General features: G+C 50.5%; 13 protein-coding genes. 12 read left to right on the top strand and 1 reads right to left on the bottom strand.

Features of this window, described 5'->3' with window-relative positions:
- Positions 1-61: 61 nt before the first annotated feature.
- The 7 genes from BM200_RS19055 (at position 62) to BM200_RS19025 (ending at position 13419) form a co-directional block, all read left to right on the top strand.
- On the top strand, positions 62-1852 hold the full coding sequence (locus BM200_RS19055) for a cache domain-containing sensor histidine kinase (RefSeq protein WP_091188243.1): 1791 nt from the start codon (positions 62-64) through the stop codon (positions 1850-1852).
- A gap of 3 nt (positions 1853-1855) precedes the next feature.
- Positions 1856-3415: a response regulator gene (locus BM200_RS19050; RefSeq protein WP_091188242.1), complete on the top strand. Its 1560-nt coding sequence runs from the start codon at positions 1856-1858 to the stop codon at positions 3413-3415.
- Between the two features lie 244 nt (positions 3416-3659).
- Positions 3660-5006, top strand: a complete 1347-nt coding sequence (locus BM200_RS19045) for an ABC transporter substrate-binding protein (RefSeq protein ID WP_091188241.1) — start codon at positions 3660-3662, stop codon at positions 5004-5006.
- Between the two features lie 95 nt (positions 5007-5101).
- Positions 5102-5986, top strand: a complete 885-nt coding sequence (locus tag BM200_RS19040; RefSeq protein WP_091188656.1) for a carbohydrate ABC transporter permease — start codon at positions 5102-5104, stop codon at positions 5984-5986.
- A 3-nt stretch (positions 5987-5989) separates the two neighbouring features.
- Positions 5990-6814 (top strand): carbohydrate ABC transporter permease, encoded by an 825-nt coding sequence (locus BM200_RS19035; RefSeq protein ID WP_091188240.1) that lies wholly within the window; start codon positions 5990-5992, stop codon positions 6812-6814.
- Positions 6815-6849: 35 nt separating this feature from the next.
- Positions 6850-12474, top strand: a complete 5625-nt coding sequence (locus tag BM200_RS19030; RefSeq protein WP_091188239.1) for a CIA30 family protein — start codon at positions 6850-6852, stop codon at positions 12472-12474.
- 111 nt (positions 12475-12585) lie between these two features.
- A complete protein-coding gene (locus BM200_RS19025; protein ID WP_091188238.1) occupies positions 12586-13419 on the top strand; it encodes a sugar phosphate isomerase/epimerase family protein in 834 nt (277 codons plus the stop codon).
- Between the two features lie 124 nt (positions 13420-13543).
- On the opposite strand, the gene BM200_RS19020 is transcribed toward BM200_RS19025, so the two are convergent.
- Positions 13544-14608 (bottom strand): GntR family transcriptional regulator, encoded by a 1065-nt coding sequence (locus BM200_RS19020; protein ID WP_091188237.1) that lies wholly within the window; start codon positions 14606-14608, stop codon positions 13544-13546.
- Positions 14609-14758: 150 nt separating this feature from the next.
- Here BM200_RS19020 and BM200_RS19015 point away from each other — a divergent pair, with 150 nt between their 5' ends.
- The 5 genes from BM200_RS19015 to BM200_RS18995 all read left to right on the top strand — a co-directional run bounded on the left by BM200_RS19015 (position 14759) and on the right by BM200_RS18995 (position 20129).
- The gene (locus BM200_RS19015) at positions 14759-16036 is read left to right on the top strand and encodes an ABC transporter substrate-binding protein (RefSeq protein ID WP_091188236.1); all 1278 of its coding nucleotides are present in this window, start codon (positions 14759-14761) and stop codon (positions 16034-16036) included.
- A 110-nt stretch (positions 16037-16146) separates the two neighbouring features.
- The gene (locus BM200_RS19010; RefSeq protein WP_091188235.1) at positions 16147-17031 is read left to right on the top strand and encodes a carbohydrate ABC transporter permease; all 885 of its coding nucleotides are present in this window, start codon (positions 16147-16149) and stop codon (positions 17029-17031) included.
- A gap of 2 nt (positions 17032-17033) precedes the next feature.
- Positions 17034-17876 (top strand): carbohydrate ABC transporter permease, encoded by an 843-nt coding sequence (locus BM200_RS19005; RefSeq protein WP_091188234.1) that lies wholly within the window; start codon positions 17034-17036, stop codon positions 17874-17876.
- Positions 17877-17905: 29 nt separating this feature from the next.
- Complete coding sequence (locus BM200_RS19000; protein WP_091188655.1) at positions 17906-18883, top strand: glycoside hydrolase family 43 protein; 978 nt, start codon at positions 17906-17908, stop codon at positions 18881-18883.
- 238 nt (positions 18884-19121) lie between these two features.
- Positions 19122-20129 (top strand): iron-hydroxamate ABC transporter substrate-binding protein, encoded by a 1008-nt coding sequence (locus BM200_RS18995; protein ID WP_245773089.1) that lies wholly within the window; start codon positions 19122-19124, stop codon positions 20127-20129.
- The last annotated feature ends 81 nt before the right edge of the window (positions 20130-20210 follow it).

The following is a 20210-nucleotide window of genomic DNA, read 5'->3' as shown; positions in this document are numbered from 1 at the left end:
AACTCTGTGTCAGAATCACAGTAAACGCTTACATATTAGAGTGAACAGGGGCCGGCGCAAAATGAATATAGGACGCGGGATTTTCCATATGAACAGCTTTAGCAGCATGACCATGCAGAAGAAGCTGATTATCGTATTCGTCGTGTTGATCATTATTCCTATCTCGGCAACGGGATTTATTTCTTACCAGAACTATATCCAATCTATTAATAAGAACACGAAAAACTATGTCACCGAGCTGATTAACAACATGCAGATGAATCTGGACAGCCACCTGGAAGATATGAAGACGGTCAGCAAGATCCCGCTTTATTCGGTCGACATGCAGCAATATATGAGCCATCAGGAGATGACGCTGGAGAAGCAGCGCCAGATGGACTTCTATATCGGTCTGCTCGACAGCATGAGGAAGGATCTTTATTCCGCGTATCTTTACGATAATTACGGGAACGTGTTCTACCGGATTAAGAGCGATGCGATCCGCGAGGATATGATGAGTCATTACGGGCATTGGAAGGAGCTTGCGATTTCAGGCAATGGCGATCCTGTTATTATTCCGACCCAGCGGGTCATGCGCGCGAACGGGACTCCACAGTATTTATTCACGGTGCTGCGCAGCATCCGGGATATCGGCACGCTCGAGAATATCGGCTTTGTGGCGGTTGATGCGGACATCCGGGTCATTGAGGATGTCGTGCAGGAGCTCAATACGGTGACAAACGGGAAGACGCTTATTATCGATGGCGAGAACAACGTGACGTATGACAGTGATCATGTTCTAACCGCTACGAATATTACGGGCAACGAGGTTGTCGAGAAAGCCATAGGCGATCAAGGCAGCTTTAATGTCGTGGTAGAAGGCATTTCTTATATATGTAGTTACTCGGTGTCCAAGGATACCGGGTGGAAAATATTCGCGTTTATTCCCGTTAACTATTTGCACCGCGATGCTGAGGTGACGAGGAATGTGACGCTGACGACAACAATCGCGATTATCAGCTTTGCCCTGCTCGTCTCGGTTGTATTGGCCTTTATGATGACGAAATCTCTCCGCCAGATGACGGAGCTGATGCGTACCGTGCGCGGTGGTAACATGGACGTCAGCTTCGATGTGAAGCAGAAGGACGAGGTTGGTATTCTAGGCACCGAGTTCAACCGGATGCTCAGGCGGATGAAGGAGCTGATCTCCGAAATCTATGTCATTCAGTCGCGCAAAAAAGAAGCCGATCTGGAGGCGCTTCAGAGCCAGATTAATCCGCACTTTATATACAACACCTTAGAGACAATCCGCATGACGGCCGAGATTAATGATGATGAAGAAGTGGCTGAAATGACCTTCACGCTTGGCAAGCTGCTCAGATACAGCATTAACCGGGGGCGGGAGACGGTCGAGCTGAGAGAGGAGCTTCAGCATTTGGAGCGTTATCTTCAACTGCTGCGTTACCGGTTCAGCAACCGTTTTGTCGTTACCTTTGATATTCCGCAGGAATTGATGGCTTTATCTGTGATGAAGCTGACATTCCAGCCGATTGTCGAGAATGCGATTCTCCATGGCATGGAGGGGAAGCCCAATGAAGTATCGATCCGCTTGTCCGCCGAGCTGAAGGAGCAGCTGATTATCTTTTCTATTAAAGACGAAGGTGCGGGTATGGACGGGATGACGCTGGATCTGCTTCGTCAATCGATGAACGGTACGAGGGAGGCGGCCGGCTCGAAGACCGGTGTCGGCTTACGAAATGTGAATGAACGGATTAAGCTGCATTACGGAGAAATGTACGGTCTGGAGATTGAAAGCAAGTGGGGAGAAGGAACAACCGTCTATCTAAAACTTCCAAGAAGGCATGGTGACTGACATATGCTGAGCATTATGATTATCGACGATGAAGATCTGATCCGCCGCGGACTGGAAAAGATTATTTCCAAGCTGAATGAGGAATACGTTGTTGTCGGCAGTTTCTCAAACGGCTTTGAAGCTTCGCAGGAGCTGGACCGTCTCGCACCGGACGTGGTTATTACGGATATCAAGATGCCCTATATGGACGGGCTGCAATTTATAGAAGAGCTTCGGCGCAGGCTGCCGGACACGCGTTGTCTGATCTTAAGCGGCTACAATGATTTCGATTATGCGCGTACGGCTATGCAATATGGCGTTAAGGACTACTTAATCAAGCCGGTAGACAAGGAAGAACTGGTTGCCAACCTGGCACAGATTCATGAGGAGATTAAAGCGGCCAAGCAGGAGAAAGTAAAGGAGCAGCTGCTGAGTAAAAAAGCACAGATGAGTGATCTCTTGCTGCGGGAACAGCAGCTGCGCAGGCTGCTGGGCGGCGATAAAGATGCACCGATAGCTGTTGAATCGGAGAGCCTGTCCATGCCTCTCTTATTTGAGCAATACTATGCCGTGCTGGCCGTCCGGGCTTCGAATCAAGGCATGAAGGAACAGCTGCTGGAATGGGGAAGAACGAAGGCATCTACGGGTCTGGAGAGCGTGGCGATGGAGTCGCAAATTATCGCGCTGCTCGTTCCTTCCCCGAAGGAGGAAGAGACGGGCAGATTAGCTCATAAAACCGCACTATGCCTAATGAATGATCTGCAGTTTGCCGCCAAGGGCAAGTTTGTCATTGGGATCGGCGGCACGTTTAAGGGAAGCGATGCGGCAGCTGCTGCCTATCAGGAAGCGCTGGCGTTATCGTATGCCGGTATTTACAAAAGGGAAGCTTTTGCGATCGTAACGGGAAAAGAGGGGCCAAATACTCCGGCGGATCCGGCTTTCTTCACGGCTTTGATGGAGGGGGAGTTCTCCCGGGCATTGGAGCGGCTTGATGCGGACGGAATCGGAACGGCTGTTCAGCATATGTTCGTGGAGATTGAGCGGGTTAGACCGTCTTATGCGGATCTTGTGCAGTTTATGGCAAATCTGCTGTATACCGCAGTGCAAAAGGTGGACGGACTGCTTGATGAGCTGGTGAAGCTGACGCCGCCTGGCGTGGGGGTATATCAGTCTGTCGCTGACTTTTTCAACTTAACGGAGATGAAGGAACGAATCTTGCATTTGCTCGAACTGTCGCTGTACCGGCTGGCTTCCGTGCGGAAGGAAGGCAATCGTGTTATTGAGACGGTAAAGCAGCTGATCCAGCAGGATTATGATAAAGAACTCGAGCTGACCGAGCTGTCGGAGAAGGTATTCCTTAATCCGAGTTATCTCAGCACGCTCTTCAAGCAGGAGATGGGACAGACGATTACGCAGTATGTGCTTCAACTGCGGATGATGAAGGCGAAGGAGCTGCTGAAGAAGCGGCTTGATCTGAAGGTCTATGAGGTTGGCGAGCAGGTAGGCTACCCGGACTCTATCTATTTCAATAAGGTGTTCAAGAAAATGGTAGGCGTTACTCCTAAGGAATATAGGAATCTATAACTTTTCGCAGTGCCTCGGAAGCATAAGCTTAACTTTTCTGCGTCGTTTGCAGAAATGTACATCGGAAGCATACGCTTAACTTTTTGGCCACTTATTTCTTATGAAAAATATTTGGCCAAAAAGTGTTTTTATCCAAAAAGAAGACCATAAACAAAAATCCGTGACATTAAATTATGAATGCGCTTTCTCTATAATCAATTTTGTAAGCAAGCACATTCAACACATATTCGAGGGGGAGTCGGGTTTGAAGAAAAAGCAGTTACTTTCCACAATGGCTGTTCTGGGTCTGGCAATGTCAATGACAGCAGGTTGCGGCTCGAACAATGGCAACAACGATGGCACGGCAGCAAGCAATAACAAGGCTACTAACGCTGCGGCAACAAACGATAATGCAGCAGCGACAAACGCAGTGGCAAGCGAGGAACCGGCTGCTCCAAAGATTGCGGGCAAGGTTGTATTCACCACAAACCGGACGGACCTGGTGGATACGGAGCTTAAGAACTATGCGGATAAATTCCATGAGAAATACCCGGATGCAACGGTAGAGATTGAAGCCATTAAAGACTATGACCAAACGACAAAAATCCGCATGGCATCAAATGAACTAGCGGACATCAGCCTCATTCCGGGCACGGTGAAAAACTCGGATCTCCCGAACTTCTACATGCCGCTTGATGATCTGGGTCTGAACGACCGCATCTATTTCAAAGACAACCGCAGCCAGGACGGCAAGCTGTACGGGATCTCCTCCGGCAGTGCCGCGATGGGCGTAACGTACAACAAAAAAGCATTTGCAACAGCGGGTATTACGGCGGTTCCAAAAACTCTCGACGAGCTGTTTGCAGCTGCCGAGAAGCTGAAAGCAGCGGGCATTATCCCGCTCGCAACGAACTTTAAAGACAAATGGCCGCTTTACGGCTGGGACCAAGAGGCGTTTATTTTCGCCAATGACCCGGCCCTGCATAACACGATGGCGACGCAAGATGAGCCATTTGCGGTTGATGGTCCTCACTGGCAGGCGTTCTCCATCCTGAAGAAGATGGTAGACAGCGGTTATGTGGAAAAAGACCTGATGTCAACGAACTGGGAAGGTTCGAAGAAAGACGTAGCTTCCGGCAAAATCGCTATGTTCCTCCTCGGCAACTGGGTTGTGCCGCAAGTGGTGGATAACGGTGCAGCAGCGGAAGATGTTGGCTTCTTCCCATTGCCGCTCGACAACAGCGGAGAAGCGAAGGTCATTCTGGCTTCCGACTACTACTATGGTATTGATAAAAACAGCGACAATCCGGACACTGCAAAAGCATTCCTGAAATTCCTGATCGAAGAATCCGGTTATGACGATTATGCGGGCTTCATTCCTGTCTTGAAAGATAAGCAGCCTAAGCTGGCTCAATTGAACGAGTTTATGGCTACGAATCCAAAAGTGATTGAGATGGCTGCCGAGAACGATGATTACCTGGCCATTGCGAACAAAATGCAGTTCGATACAAGTGCTTTTGCCCAAGATGCGATTATGGGCAAAGACATGAAGACCGTGTTCGAGTCCTATAACAAGAAGTGGAAAGACGCGAAGGCGGCAGTAGGGAAATAAGGTTAATAGCAGGTTAACGGGAAGAGAAGATGCTTATCGGCGGAATCGATAACGTTTTCTCTTCCTCCTTATCAAGGAGTAAAGAAGGGTTGCCGATGTTTGCAATGAGTTACAAGGTACAGCGCTATGTCATATTATTCTCTTTTCTTACGCTTCCGCTGCTGCTGCTTGCGGTATTTTCCTTCTATCCTGCCGTTTACCTCGCATGGCTGAGCTTTACCTCGTGGGACGGCTACAGCCCGGATAAAGCTTGGGTAGGCTTCAGCAATTATAAGGAAATTTTTACGAATGCGGATATTTTCAAGGTGCTTTCCCATAACTTCGTATACTTCATAGGCGGGATCGTTCAGAACATTCTAGCTCTGATTTTCGCGGTGCTGCTGAATTCGCGGCTTAGAGGACGCAACACGTTCCGTGCCCTGCTCTTCCTGCCTTACATTATGAACAGCGTTGCGATTGCGTATATGTTTACCTATGTCTATGACGCTCAGAACGGCTCGCTTAATGCGCTGCTTACTTCTGTCGGACTCGAATCGTGGATTAAGAGCTGGCTTGGAGACGCCGGCATTGTTAACTATTCGCTGGCTTTTATCTCGATGTGGAAGTTCATGGGCTTTAATATGGTTATTTATTTAGGGGCTTTACAATCAATCCCGGGTGATCTGTATGAGGCGGCAAAGATTGACGGAGCAGGTCCGTTCCAGTCGTTCTTCTACATTACATGGCCGAGCATTATCAAGATTGTAGAGCTAAGCATGCTGCTTACGGTCAGCGGCGCGCTTGAAGTGTTCGATCTGCCGTTTGTCATGACCAAGGGCGGACCGGCAGGTGCCAGCCAGACCTTTGTAACGCAGACCGTCGAGACCGCTTTTAACTTCAGCAATTACGGTCTTGCTTCCGCGATGGGGATGGTACTCCTGTTAATCGTAGTGTTAGTTATCTTTATCCAGCGGAAGCTGATTTTACGGGGGGAGGAGTAAAATATGTCCCGTACTTTGGCTAATCTACTGAAATACGCGGTTCTGCTGGCAGCGGTCTTTGTCATTCTGTTCCCGCCGTATGTGGTCATCCTGAATGCATTTAAGGGAAATGACGAATACGCCAAATCCAGTGTCTTCGAGTTCCCTCATTCCTTTGCTTATCTCGATAACTTCTCGACGGTGTTTCAACGCGGGGATATGCTGAACGCTTTTATGAACACGGGGACCATTCTGGTCTTGTCCGTTCTGGGCAATGTGCTCATGGGCACGATGGTGGCGTTTGCGCTCGGGCGGTTTAATTTCAAGCTGAAATCATGGATTCTTGGCGCGTACGTTGCAGCGACGCTTATTCCATCCGTCACGACCCAGGTAGCTACCTTTGGCATTATTAAAGAGCTTGGTTTGTTTAATTCCTTGTACGGTCCGGTGCTGCTGTATATCGGAACGGACGTCGTTCAGATCTACCTGTATTTGCAGTTTATCCGCCATATTCCATACGATCTTGACGAGAATGCCATGATCGAAGGCGCTTCGCTCTTCCGGATCTACCGCTCGATTATATTCCCTTTGCTTGCACCAGCAACAGCGACAGCGATAATTCTCAAGAGCATCTCGATCTACAACGATATGTATATTCCTTATCTGTACATGCCATCGCAAAAGCTTCGGGTTGTCTCGACGGGGCTCATGAATTTCGTTGGCGTCAACAGCGCGCAGTGGAATGTGGTATGTGCGGCATTGCTCATCATCCTTATTCCGACGACTATCCTGTATCTCTTCATGCAGCGATTCATCTTCTCGGGGATCGTCAGCGGTTCGGTCAAATAACCTAAAGTCACTATTACCTTTGAAGGAGTGGACTTATGTTAATACGCAAGAAGATGCTCTCGCTGAGCCTCGCGGTACTCGTCGCGGCTTCCGCCTGCATGCCGGGGATCCAGGGATCCAAGGCGTATGCGGAGGAAGCTGCGGCCCCTGCGGCTGCGGCTTCTTTCATCACGCGCAGCGGCGATAAGCTGATGGACGGCGATCAGGAGTTCCGATTTATTTCGGCTAACGTACCAACCTTGTCGATGGTAGAGGATATCTACTGGCGGACGCCAAGCGAGTGGGAACAGGAGGATGCATTCAAGACGCTGGTCCAGATGGGCGGTACGGTAACAAGGCCGTATGTCCTGTCGGTCCGTAAAGCGGATGATCCTGCCGACATGGTGCGCCACATTATGGGCGTTGGTTCCGATGATAAGCTGATCTTTAATGAAGAAGCGTTTGTCGCTTACGATAAAATGATTGAGCTGGCCGGCGAATACGGCATTAAGCTGCTGCTGCCGTTTGTTGACCAATATCAATGGCAGGGCGGGATCACGGAATATGCGGCCTTCCGCGGCAAAAGCAAAGACGCGTTCTGGACCGATCCGCAGCTGATCGCCGATTTCAAATCGGTCATTAACTACACGCTTAACCGCGTGAACACGTTCACCGGGGTTGCTTATAAGGATGACCCTGCGATTCTCGCCTGGGAGACCGGCAATGAGCTGGTACCGCAGTCTAAGACATGGACGCACGATATGGCAGCTTATATTAAAAGCATTGACGGCAACCATCTGGTGCTCGACGGCAAATACGGCATCGACGACGCTTCTCTTACTGACGATGCCATTGATATCGTATCCAATCACTACTACCCGGATCATTATCCGAGCTATGCTTCTCAGGTGAATGTCGACAGGAATAAGGCTGCGGGCAAAAAGCCTTTTATCGTTGGCGAGTTTGGCTTCAAGCCAACGAATGAGCTTGGGGCTTTCCTCGATAATGCCATCGAGAACGGTACATCCGGCGCCATGATCTGGAGCCTTCGTTATCATAGCCGGGACGGCGGCTTCTATCCGCATACCGAGTCTACGTTTAACGGCGTATTTTATGGAGCCTACCGCTGGCCGGGCTTCCCGTCCGGTGACGGCTTTGACGAGACCAATATGCTGAATACGCTGCGGGACAAAGCGTTTGAAATCCGCGGCATTAGTGAACCGCCGGCACTGGAGAAGCCGGAAGCTGCAGTGATGCTGCCGGTTGATTCCGTTTCAACGATCAGCTGGCTTGGTTCAGTTGGTGCCTCCTCGTATAAGGTGGAACGCTCCGGGCAGCCGGATGGCGGCTGGGTTACGGTCGGTGAAGACGTGTATGACGCCGTACCAACAGAATCACAGCTGTTCAACGATACAACCGCTGTGACAGGAGAGTCCTATTATTACCGGGTAACCGCAAAGAACAGCGCCGGTGAATCTGCGCCTTCTGCGGTTGCAGGGCCGGTAGTAGCCAAGCACGTGATCCAGGATGAGATGCGTAATTACAGCAAGCTGTACAGCCATACGTCGGATCTGGAATATGAAGGCCGTGATCCGGGTGCTTTTGGCGGGGATGTATCCCGTATAAAAGCGCTCGCGACCGACATTCCGCAAAGCGTGCAATATGCGCTTCCGCTTCACGAGAATGGTACTCCTGTAAAAGTATTGTCGGTGAAAGTGGAAGGCTACGTGGCTTCAGAACATAGTGATCAGAACTTCAGCTTATCTGCTTCAACGGACGGATCGGCTTTTGAGCCGGTTGAAGCCGAAGCGGCCGAGTCGGGCAGCTCGTGGAAGAAACGGGTCTATACGGCAGGGGAGCTGGCAGATGGCGTGAAGCTGCTGAAGATCGACTATCCGGCAGCATCCGCTGCGGGGCAGCTTGGCAAGGTTGTTATTGAGTATGAACATGACGGAACCGCGCTTGCATTCCCGGACTCCGTGCAGCAGGGCAGCATAACGGACGGAGTTTTGACCGATGACCTGAACAACTTCCTGAAGATGGACTCCCATTCGGTTAACCTTGGCTTCAATTCGGATGATCCGAAATATTTCGGCGGGGATACGAAACGTCTGCAGCGCACGTCCAATGAGCATGAATGGTTCGCCTATAAAGCGGATGGCGATATGAACTATTTCAAGTTCTACGAGTATGCACGCCAGAATCCGGCCGATTATGTATTGCCGGACTTTAAGTTCTACACCTCGGCGAATGGCACCGATTATACCGAGTTTACGAATGTCGTGAAGTCGAGCAAGATGGGCGAGGGCTATTGGGCGAAGACGGAATATATCGCTTATCAGCTTCCGGCCGGTACGCGCTATGTGAAGTTTGAGTTCCCGGTTGTACCGGAGAGCCATAAGGAAGAGCGCTGGAATCCGCAGGTAAGCAATCTGCAGATTGGGGTTGGCAGCGCGAAGCTGGAGCAGCCGGCGGAGAATGCGAAATCGGCGATTATCGATGATTTTGAAGGATACACGGGCTCAAATAATGCCTTGCGCGCAGCGTACAAAGCGAATCAGGACGGCTCGCCGGTTACGTTAACGATGGATGCGGCAGGCAAGGTTAACGGTTCCTATGCCATGAAGCTGTCGACCGATATGAGCAAAGGCTGGGGCGGCATGGAGAAGGATCTGGCTGGTGCTGACTGGTCGGGCAACAGCGGCATTCAGCTGTGGATTAATCCGGGCGGCAAGGATGTAGGCATCTCTCTGCAGTTGACCGAAGGTATGGCCACGCAAAATGAAGTGTGGAAGGCCGATACCCGCATCAGCGGCAATGAGCCGGTACTTGTCCAGCTTCCATTTAGCAGATTTGCTATTCCTGACTGGTGGAAAACCAGCCATGTGGGGCAAGGCAATGGTGCTGTTGATTTAAGCGATGCTTCTTCGTTTGGTTTGTATTTCGACGGATTAGCGGGCGACACGACCTTAATGATTGATGATATTAAGCTTTATCGCGTGCCGACGATCGATACGTTCGAAGGTTACGGCGGCGACAATGCCAAGCTGACAGCAAGCTACACCGCTCACCCGGACGGCGGTCCAATTACGCTGTCTCTGGACACTGGGCATAAGAGTGAAGGCGAGCAGGGCATGAAGCTGGCTTATGATTTGACGAACAAAGGATTTGCCGGCGTGAACAAATCACTTGGCGGGATCGACTGGACCGGTAATAACGGTCTTCAGCTGTGGCTGGAACCGGACGGTCAGCACAGAGGGGTTACCGTTCAGGTAAGAGAAACGAGCGGCGAGTATTGGGAAGCTAAGTTCGGGACTTCCGGAACAGCTCCTCAGACGGTGAGCGTGCCTTTCCATCTGTTCGCTATGCCGAGCTGGAGCAGCAAGGATAATAATAAGCTGGATATCAGCTCCATCGCGGAGTTCTCCGTATATGTGGACCGTGGAGCGGGAGAAGCAGGCACGGGCGCTATCTATCTGGACGATATCCGGGCGGCGAAGCTGAAGGATATCGATACTTTTGAATACTATCAAGGCTCCTCCTCTCTTGCTCGAGCGGCTTATACCCGAAATACGAGCGGCGATGAGATTGCCGCATCACTTGATTCCGCTTGGAAGAAGACCGGCAATTATGCCCTGAAGCTGGACTACACACTGACGGATGCGCTTGGTTATGCCGGGGTGAATAAGGCGCTTGGCGCCATGAATTGGTCGGAGGGCGGTAATGCCGTTCGGTTCTGGATGCTGCCAAACAGTGCGGACCATGGACTAACTTTCCAGTTCAAAGAGACCGACGGCGATATTTGGGAAGCGCAGGTTAACATGGCAGGTACGGAAGAGCAGCTGGTGACGATTCCGCTGGCAGGATTAAGCCGTACCCTCTGGTCTACTGGAGACGGTGTTCTGGATGTATCGAGCGTAGCCGAGTATTCGATCTATGTGAATAAAGGCAGCGGCTCAGCAGGTTCGTACTCGGTAAGCCTGGACGATGTTGGGCTGACGACGATTCCCGTGATCGACAACTTCGATTACTATAGCGGCGCAGAGCTTATCGGGCTGCAGGCCTATACCCGCAACCCTTGGGGCGGCGGCCTGACGATGACGCCGGATGCGGATCATAAGGAAAGCGGACGATTTGGGGTCAAGTATGCGTACTCGTATCCAGATGCGGCAACCAACTTCGCAGGAGCGACTAAGCTGCTTGGTCAGGCCGATTGGTCGGGTGAGGACGGCATCCGGTTCTGGTTCACGCCGGACGGCTCCGGACGCAAGCTGGTCGTGCAATTCAAGGAATCGGACGGCGAGACTTGGGAATATTACGTTACTTTGACCGGAACAACGGCTAAAGTACTGAAAATGCCGTTTGAAGAGTTTGTGCATGCTCCGTGGAACACGGCGGGCAACGGCAAGCTGGATCTTAACGCGATTTCGGAGTTTTCGCTGTATGTGAATCAGGGAGACGGCACCCTTGGCTCAGGTGAATTGTACTTTGATTCCATTGGCCTCTATCAGAAAGATACAGATCCAATGGATCCGACTGATCCGGGACCAAGCGGGCCTTCTAATCCGGGTACACCTCAAGACAAGACGGTCCTTGAGGTAACAGCTGGTCAGCTTAAGCCAATGGGCCAAGGTCCGGTCGAGCTGAAGGCGCCGGCGGGCGTTACAACATTGAAGCTGCCGCTGCAGACAGGAGAGCTGCTTGGGCAAAGCGATTTAGCGATTTGGATTGGTGATGTGAAGCTCACCGTAGGCGCGGATGCGCTGAAGGCAGCATCTCAGCTGATTGCCTCCGGTAATCAGGGAGGAGCAAGCCTGTTTATTTCCTTAGTTGCCTCGAACGGAACTGCTGTTGTTGTTCCTGGGACAGCCGGTGAAGAGTGGAAGGCCGGCGCCAAGGTATACGATATCCAGGTCGGAGTATGGACAGCAGCTGGCAGCAAGCAAGCGTTGAAGCAATGGCCATACCCTGTGCTGCTTCAGCTTCCGTTAAGCGAAGGCTTGAATCCGAAGCTTGCCGGTATTTATCTGAGCGGTACCAACGGCGGGTGGATCTATGCCGGGGGACGTACGGATAAACAAGGAACGGTAATACGGACGTTAATTACCCAATCCGGCAGTTATGCGGTGTTGACAAAAGTGAAGCACTTTGCGGATGTGTCAGCCGATTCATGGGCAAGTGATGCGATACAGCAGCTGGCTGCGCTGCAGATCATTAATGGCACGGATGCGGAGCATTTTGCTCCAAACCGGTCGATTACGCGCGGGGAGTTCGCCGTTATTCTTGCGAAGGTGCTGGAGCTGCCCGCAGCAGAGAACCTGCCGTTCGCGGATGTGAACGCAAATGCTTATTATGCGGCTTCGGTTGCGGCGGCTGCACAGGCCGGATTGATTAACGGCCGCGATGCGGATACCTTCGCGCCTAACGACAAGATCAGCCGCGAAGAGATGGCCGCTCTGATTGTCAGAGCCTATGAGCTGAAGGCGGGGGAAGTCAAAGCTGACGAACACCAATATAACGACATCGCAGCTATTTCCGGCTGGGCGCTTGAAGCGATTAACAAGGCTTTTGCCGCCGGTCTGATGAATGGTGTCGGCAACGGAAACTTCGCACCAGTCCAAGAGGTTACGCGTGCGGAAGCAGCAGTTGGTCTGGCGCGTTTGCTCGACAGATTGCTGTAATATCGCATTATAAAAAGGCGCCGAAGTATGGCGCCTTTTTATAATAGTGGCTGGAGAATGTCTCTAGTATAATGAACTTGATAGGCATTACATTCGGATGGAGCTGATCAGATGCTGAAAGGGTTAACGCGGGCAGGACTTGGAGCAATTGGTGACGACAAAGCATTTATTGAGCAGGCGGCACGGCATGGATTTCAATCGGTAGATCTGGATGCTGCGGGGCTTATTCATACATATGGCGTAGACGGGGCACGGGAATTGCTGGCGGCGAATGGGATTTCCATAGGCTCATGCGGCTTCCCCGTAGAATGGCGCGGTACGGACGAAGCGTTCCGGGACGGCCTTCCTCAGCTGGAAGAGCAGGCAAAAGCAGCTTCCCTGCTTGGTTGCACGGCTAGCTGTACTTACATTTTACCGGCAACGGACTTGTCCCCTGGAGCTTTTACGATTCAGGCCGTTCGCCGCTTGAGAGAATGTGCAAATATATTAAATGCTTATGGCGTTAAGCTTGGGCTGGAGTTTGTTGGGCCGCATCATTTGCGCACAGCATGGAAATATCCTTTTATTTATACGATGGAGGACACTTTGGCCTTTGCGGATGCGATTGGTACTTCGAACGTTGGGCTGCTGCTTGATGCGTATCACTGGTATACGAACGGGCTTGGAACGGAAGACATCGAGAAGCTGTCTCCCGAGCAAATTGTCCATGTCCATATTAACGACGCGAAGGATATCCCGGTCGAGCAGGTGCTCGATAATGATCGTCTGTATCCGGGCGAAGGCGTCATCGATCTGCCTGGTTTCCTCGGCAGCCTGAAGCGTATCGGCTACAAGGGTGCGGTAGCGCAAGAAATTCTTACGCCTGGAGGCGGCGCTCCGGTCTCGGTAGAAGAGGCGCTCCAACGCTCCAAGGCCGGGTTCGACAAGGTGTTCGCTAATATTTAAATGCATAAACGATAAAGGCTCTCCCGACCAGGGAGGGCCTTTTTTTGGCGTTCATAGTATGACGTATCTTAGCACCTCGAGTGGGACCGAGCGTTATGCGTTCCGGAAAGGCGCACATATCATCTCATGGAAATACAAGCTGTACGGGCACAACGATATGCTGCGGATCGTAGGTATGCTTGATCTGATCCTGCATCAGCATAACCGCGGAGCGGGCAAGTCCCTGCTCGTCCTGCTGGACGTAAGGGACATTCGGGATGTCGGGATTATCGAAGGAGAAGAGCTCAACCTCTGCACGGCGTTCGATCAGCTGAAGCGCCTGCCAGGTCAGGCCGGCAATCTCCTCCGTCAACGTGAAGGCAGCCGTAATCGTCGGATGCGACTGCAGGAAGTCTGTAATATAGTCAAGGGCGCTCTCGCTGCGCAGCACATCCAGCGGCATATGGCACCAGAGGCTTTTATCAATAGATTCGCCTTGATCGATATAGGCTTTCTCAAAACCGGTCGTCCGGTCTTCAATGGCGGTATTGGCATTCTCCGGCGAGATCAGCGCAATTTGCCGATGTCCCTTAGAGAGGAGATGCGTCACCGTCCGGTAGGCGCCGCCATCATTGTCGGAAGTAATGGTATAGGTCTCAATATTGCGCAGGAAACGGTCAATAAATACAAACGGAAACTTGTCTAGAGACAGCCGGAGAAGGGATTCGTTATATTTCTCATCTTCCGTAGGAAAGACAATAAGCCCCTGAACCCCCGCATCCACCAAGGAGCTGATTGCCCTTGATTCCTCTGCGGCATGCTCACGGGTAATGCTCAGAATCATCTGAAAGCCGGCTTCCTTCAGATAGAATTCCATATAATCAACGAGCTTCTGAATAACGGTCGTTTTCATCGTAGGGATAATGAAGCCGATAAGAGGGACTTTGACCGGTTCAGGCTCGGAAGCAGGTGCCTTCACCACGACAGGCTTCAAATCAGCCGCAACAAAGGTTCCTTTTCCTTGAATACGCGTGACGAGCCCTTCATCGGCTAACTCGGTTAGCGCATTTTTGACCGTAATCTTGCTGACCTTGAATTCATCCATTAACTCCTGCTCGGAAGGGATGCGGTCGAGCGGCCGGAGCTGCCCGGAAGCAATCCTTTCTTTAATTTCGATCTGGATTTGTTTGTACAGAGCTGTCTTTTTCATGAGGACACCTACTCTCAATAAATAAATATGTTTTTATAACCAATTGGTTATATAAATAATACTTTACGCCTATTATAATCTAATTATGAAGCGCTTACAATGGTTCAGGTAACAAAAAAGCTTAACCAATATGTGAGGGGGAAACGTCAAATGAAAAAAGGGATTACGTTCACAGCAACCTTGGCATTGGCACTCATGTTGGTCTTATCCGCTTGCAGTTCCGATAATTCTTCGGGGAAAGCAACAAAGGTCGTCTTCTGGACCTTTAATGAACTGCATCAGCAGTTCTTCGAAAGTATGGCAGACAGATGGAATGAAGCTCACCCGGATGAAAAAATTAAGCTGGTGGCTACAACATTCCCGTATGATGACAATCACAACAAACTGCAGGTTGCGCTGCAATCCGGCAAAGGCGCACCAGACCTTGTAGACATCGAGATTAGCAAAATCGGCAACTTCCTGAAAGGCGAGCCACAGCTTGTGCCGCTCAACGATATCGTAGAGCCCAATAAAGATAATCTCGTTATGTCCCGACTCGACAACTACGCGAAAGACGGCCAATACTACGGCATCGACTACCACGTAGGCGCACAGGTGATCTACTACAATAAAGAGATTCTTGATCAAGCTGGCGTAGATGCGGACAAAATTATCACTTGGGACGATTACGAGGCAGCCGGCAAGCAAGTGCTCGAGAAAACAGGCAAGCCGATGGCAACGGTAGAGACTACCGACCAATGGTCGTACTGGCCGCTTGTTGTACAACATGGCTCGGACTTGCTTGATAAAGACGGCAATGTCACGCTTAACGATCAAGCGAATATTGAGGTATTGACTTACCTGCAAAAGCTCGTTAACGAGAAGGTAGCTGTTGTGGCGCCTGGCGGTTTCCACCACTCGGAAGAATACTACGGCTTTATGAACGGCGGCGGCGCGGCTTCGGTGTGGATGCCTATGTGGTACATGGGCCGCTTCACGGACTATATGGCTGATCTGAAAGGCAAAATCATCATCAAACCAATGCCTGTATTCAAGCAAGGCGAACTGCGTTCATCCGGTATGGGCGGTACAGGTACCGTTATTACGAACCAATCGAAGAACCAAGAGCTAGTTAAGAAGTTCCTTGAGTTCGCGAAAGTATCAAAAGAAGGCAACATTGAAATTTGGAAACAGCTTGGCTTCGATCCAATCCGTTCCGATGTTTGGACAGATGCGGCTATGACCGAGTCGAACAAATACACGGACTACTTCGGCAAAGATATCTTTACTTTCCTGAGCAGCCTGAAGGACGAAATCGCACCTACTAATATTAAAGAAAAAACGCCTGCAGTATCCGATGTGCTCAAAACGAAAACCATGTTCCAGGCGCTTAATGATTTGAAAGATGTAAAGCAAGTTTTGGATGATTCGGCCGCAAGCATCAAGTAACTGGTCTGCAGAAAGCAGAAAAAATCTAGCTTCACCGCTTTGCTGGAGGGCCGGCTGGCCGGCTCTTCAGTGAAGCTATCCTTATCTGGAGAGGAGCGAGCAAACGCCAAATGAAGAAGCTTATATACAATCAGCGAATCGCCCCTTATGTCTTCGTGCTGCCGTTCGTGCTTTCATTAGCTGTCTTTTTCGTATATCCAGTCTTGTCGACCTTCATTATGAGTTTTCAGGAAGTGCTGCCCGGACAGACCCATTTCGTTGGCTTAGACAATTACAGGAATCTATGGGACGATTCCTTTTATACCGCGCTTTGGAACAGCTCAAAATATACGTTCTGGACCATTCTGGTTCTCATTCCGCTGCCGCTAGTGCTTGCGGTGTTCCTTAACTCCAAGCTTATGAAGTGGAGCGCGTTCTTCCGCTCAACCCTATTCTTGCCGGCCTTGACCTCGGTTGTCGTGGCGGGGATTGTCTTCCGGCTCGTGTTTGGCTCGCTTGATAATTCCGTCATGAACACGTTCCGTCATGCGTTTGGTCTTGAGACCATCAATTGGCTCGGCAGCAGCACGACAGGCATGCTTGTACTGGTCATCTTGGCGACATGGCGTTATGCGGGCATTAACATCATTTACTTTATGTCGGCGCTGCAGGCTATTCCAAGCGAGCTTTATGAGTCGGCGAGCATTGACGGTGCGAATACCTGGAACAAATTCTGGCGTATTACGCTTCCGCTGCTCAAACCGATTGCGATCTATGTCATTACGATCAGCATTTACGGCGGTTACTCGATGTTTACGGAAAGCTTCATTCTATGGAGCGGCAACCATTCACCAAATGACATTGGTCTGACGATGATCGGATTGTTATACCGTAATGGGATCGAGAAGAACGAGCTTGGGCTTGGTTCCGCCATCGGCATGATCCTGCTGATGCTCACGATGATTCTTAATGTCATACAACTTCGTTTATTCGGCTTGTTTAAGAAGGAGGATTAAACATGAGCGCCAAATGGAATCGTCCTCAAACGTGGCTTTTGCTTGCCTTATTCATTCTATTTGCGGCCTTGTCGGTCTTTCCTTTCTACAGCCTGCTGTTAGCATCATTTAAGCCGTCAAAGGAACTGCTGCGATTCGGGCTAAACATTAGTCTGCAGCCGGAATTATTATCCTTCCACAACTATTCCTTTATCTTCTCTAGCGGAGCAGAGAAATACCTGATCTGGTATAAGAACAGCTTAGTCATCACCGTTGTTTATACCTTATTCTGCATGCTGTTCTCCTCGATGGTTGGTTATGGACTGGCGATGTACCGCTTCAAAGGCCGTAATATTATTTTCTTATTCGTCCTTCTGGTCATGATGGTGCCGGTAGAGATTATCATGCTTCCGCTGTACAAGCAGATGATTGCCATGAATTTGATTAATACGTTCAGCGGTGTCATCCTGCCGTTTGTGGTATCGCCGCTGCCGATCTTCTTCTTCCGGCAATATGCGGCGGGTCTGCCTAAGGATTTCATGGATGCGGGAAGAATTGACGGCTGCTCGGAGTACGGCATTTTCTTCAAGATCTTCGTGCCTCTGATGACCCCGGCCTTCGGCGCCATGATTATCGTACAGGCGCTCGCCAGCTGGAACAGCTTTGTATGGCCGCTTATCGTCCTGAATTCGGGTGAAAAATTAACACTGCCAATCGGCCTCTCGAGTCTCGTGACCCCTTACGGCAACAACTACGATATTCTGATTGCCGGTTCCGTGCTCGCGATTGTACCGATTATGATCGTCTTTATCTTTTTCCAGCGCTATTTCGTCTCCGGCCTAACCGTGGGTGGCGTTAAAGGCTAATGACAAATACTAAAGAAGCAGGTGACGGGATGGGAGTCCACCAATCGGAAATAAACGGAGTTAAACCACATATTGAGCAAAGAGCTGATCCTTTCATCTATAGACATACGGACGGCTGCTATTACTTTGTCGCATCGGTACCGGAGTATGACCGGATCGAGATTCGCAAGGCAGATACGATTCAAGGACTTGCGGAGGCTGAGCCGGCTGTCGTGTGGAGAAAGCATGAGACGGGACTGCTCAGCGCAAACATATGGGCACCGGAGCTGCATTTTATCGATGGCAAATGGTACGTTTACTTCGCGGCAGCGCATACGTCCGAAACGAATGAAGGCTTGTTCGATCACCGGATGTTCGTCCTCGAGTGCGCAAGTGCTAACCCGCTGGAGGGCGAGTGGGTAGAGAAGGGGCAGGTCCGGACGGCTTGGGAAAGCTTTGCGCTGGATGCGACAACCTTCGAGCATAACGGCGAACGCTATTATGTATGGGCGCAGAAGGACCCGGCTATTGAAGGCAACTCGAACCTCTATATCTCGAAAATGAACAATCCTTGGACGCTGGCCGGCAAGCAGACGATGATTTCCTTGCCGGATCTGGACTGGGAGAGAATCGGCTTCAAGGTGAATGAAGGAGCTGCCTTTATCCGCAAGGGAGACCGCGTCTTCCTCTCTTATTCGGCAAGCGCGACAGACTTCAACTACTGTATGGGGCTTCTGGAAGCATCCGCTGATGCGGACCTGCTTGATGCAGCCTCGTGGGATAAATCACCGGTGCCGGTTCTCACGACGGACGAGACTTTGGGGATGTATGGACCGGGCCATAACAGCTTTACGGTAGCGGAAGACGGCACAACGCCACTCTTTGTCTTCCATGCCAGAACGTATAAGGAGATTGTTGGGGATCCGCTGTACGATCCTAACCGTCATACCTTTGTAACGGAGCTGCAGTGGACCGAAGACGGCAGACCGGATTTCCGGGCTTCTGTAGCGGCATTGCGAGCAACTTAATAGTCTTAATAACGTCCTCTGAAGCGCGGCCATGTGCCGTGCGGGAGGACGTTTTTTAATTTGGAGATAAGACCTATCGCTAACCGCGGTCATTCATCTTGGAAAGGCCTCGATACAGGTTCTTTTAATCCAGAGTAAAAGGGTATAATTAATAGTTGACTTTGATAATGAGAATTGTTATCATCACAGTAGTCAAAAAACGAGAATACAACATAATAGAGCTTAAGGGGTTGTTTTTGTGTTTGGTAAGAGCAGAAAACTGATTGTCGTTCTTCTAAGTGTAATGGTTCTTTCGCTTGTTCTTGCGGCATGCGGAGGGAATAAAGAGAATAATGAAGGTTCAAGCAACACGGCGGCAACGGAAAGTGCTTCGCCGTCGCCAGAAGCGACGGAGACTGCGGCAGCACCAACGGAACAAAAGCTCACTGACGGCCTCGGCAACGAAGTAACGATTCCGGCTAATCCGCAAAAGATTATCGCTTCCTACCTGGAGGACTACCTGGTTGCTCTTGGCGTGAAGCCCGTTGCGCAATGGAGCGTTCCAAACGGCATTCAAGATTACCTGCAGACAGACCTGAAGGACATTCCGACAATCTCGTATGATCTTCCGTTCGAAGCGGTAACAAGCTTCACTCCTGATCTGCTGATCCTTGGCGCGAACAGCACGGTTGAAGGCGGCAAATACGAGCAATATTCGAAGATTGCACCTACCTTTGTCCTTGGCGATGAAGTGAACAGCGACTGGCGCAAAGCGCTGCTGAAGATCGGCGAAGTTCTTCAGAAGAAAAACCAAGCTCAAAAGGTGCTTGACGACTACGAGGCAAAAGCGGCAGACGCGAAGACGAAACTGCAAGCAGCTATTCCAGACCAATCGGTTGCAGCTCTCTGGCTTGTAGCAAACAAATTCTATGTTGTTAGCGATAAACTTTCGAGCGGCGCGGTTCTCTATAATGACCTCGGTCTGAAAGTTCCAAATGTCGTGAAAGAAATCTCAGCTTCCGGAACAGGCAGCTGGAATGAAATTTCCCTTGAGAAGCTTGCTGACCTGGACGCTGATCATCTGATTCTGATCAACAGCGACAAGAGCACAGGCTCCGAAGCTCTGAAAGATCCAATCTGGCAATCTATCCCGGCTGTGAAGAACGGCCATATGTATGAATATGAAGCTGCGTCCAGCTGGTTGTACTATGGACCGGTTGCAAGCTCCCAAATGATTGATAACGTATTGAAAGATATTGCGAAATAATGAAATAATGAGTAGTAGGAATAAGGGGAGCTGCTGCTCCCTTTTTTTCCGTTACCCTATAATCATGTGGAGTGGAGAAAA

Origin of the sequence: Paenibacillus catalpae (genome assembly GCF_900112695.1) — a bacterium.
In the GTDB taxonomy this organism is placed as follows: Bacteria; Bacillota; Bacilli; order Paenibacillales; family Paenibacillaceae; genus Pristimantibacillus; species Pristimantibacillus catalpae.
Note: the sequence above shows the minus strand (reverse complement) of the source record. Positions and strands in the feature narration are given on the sequence as shown.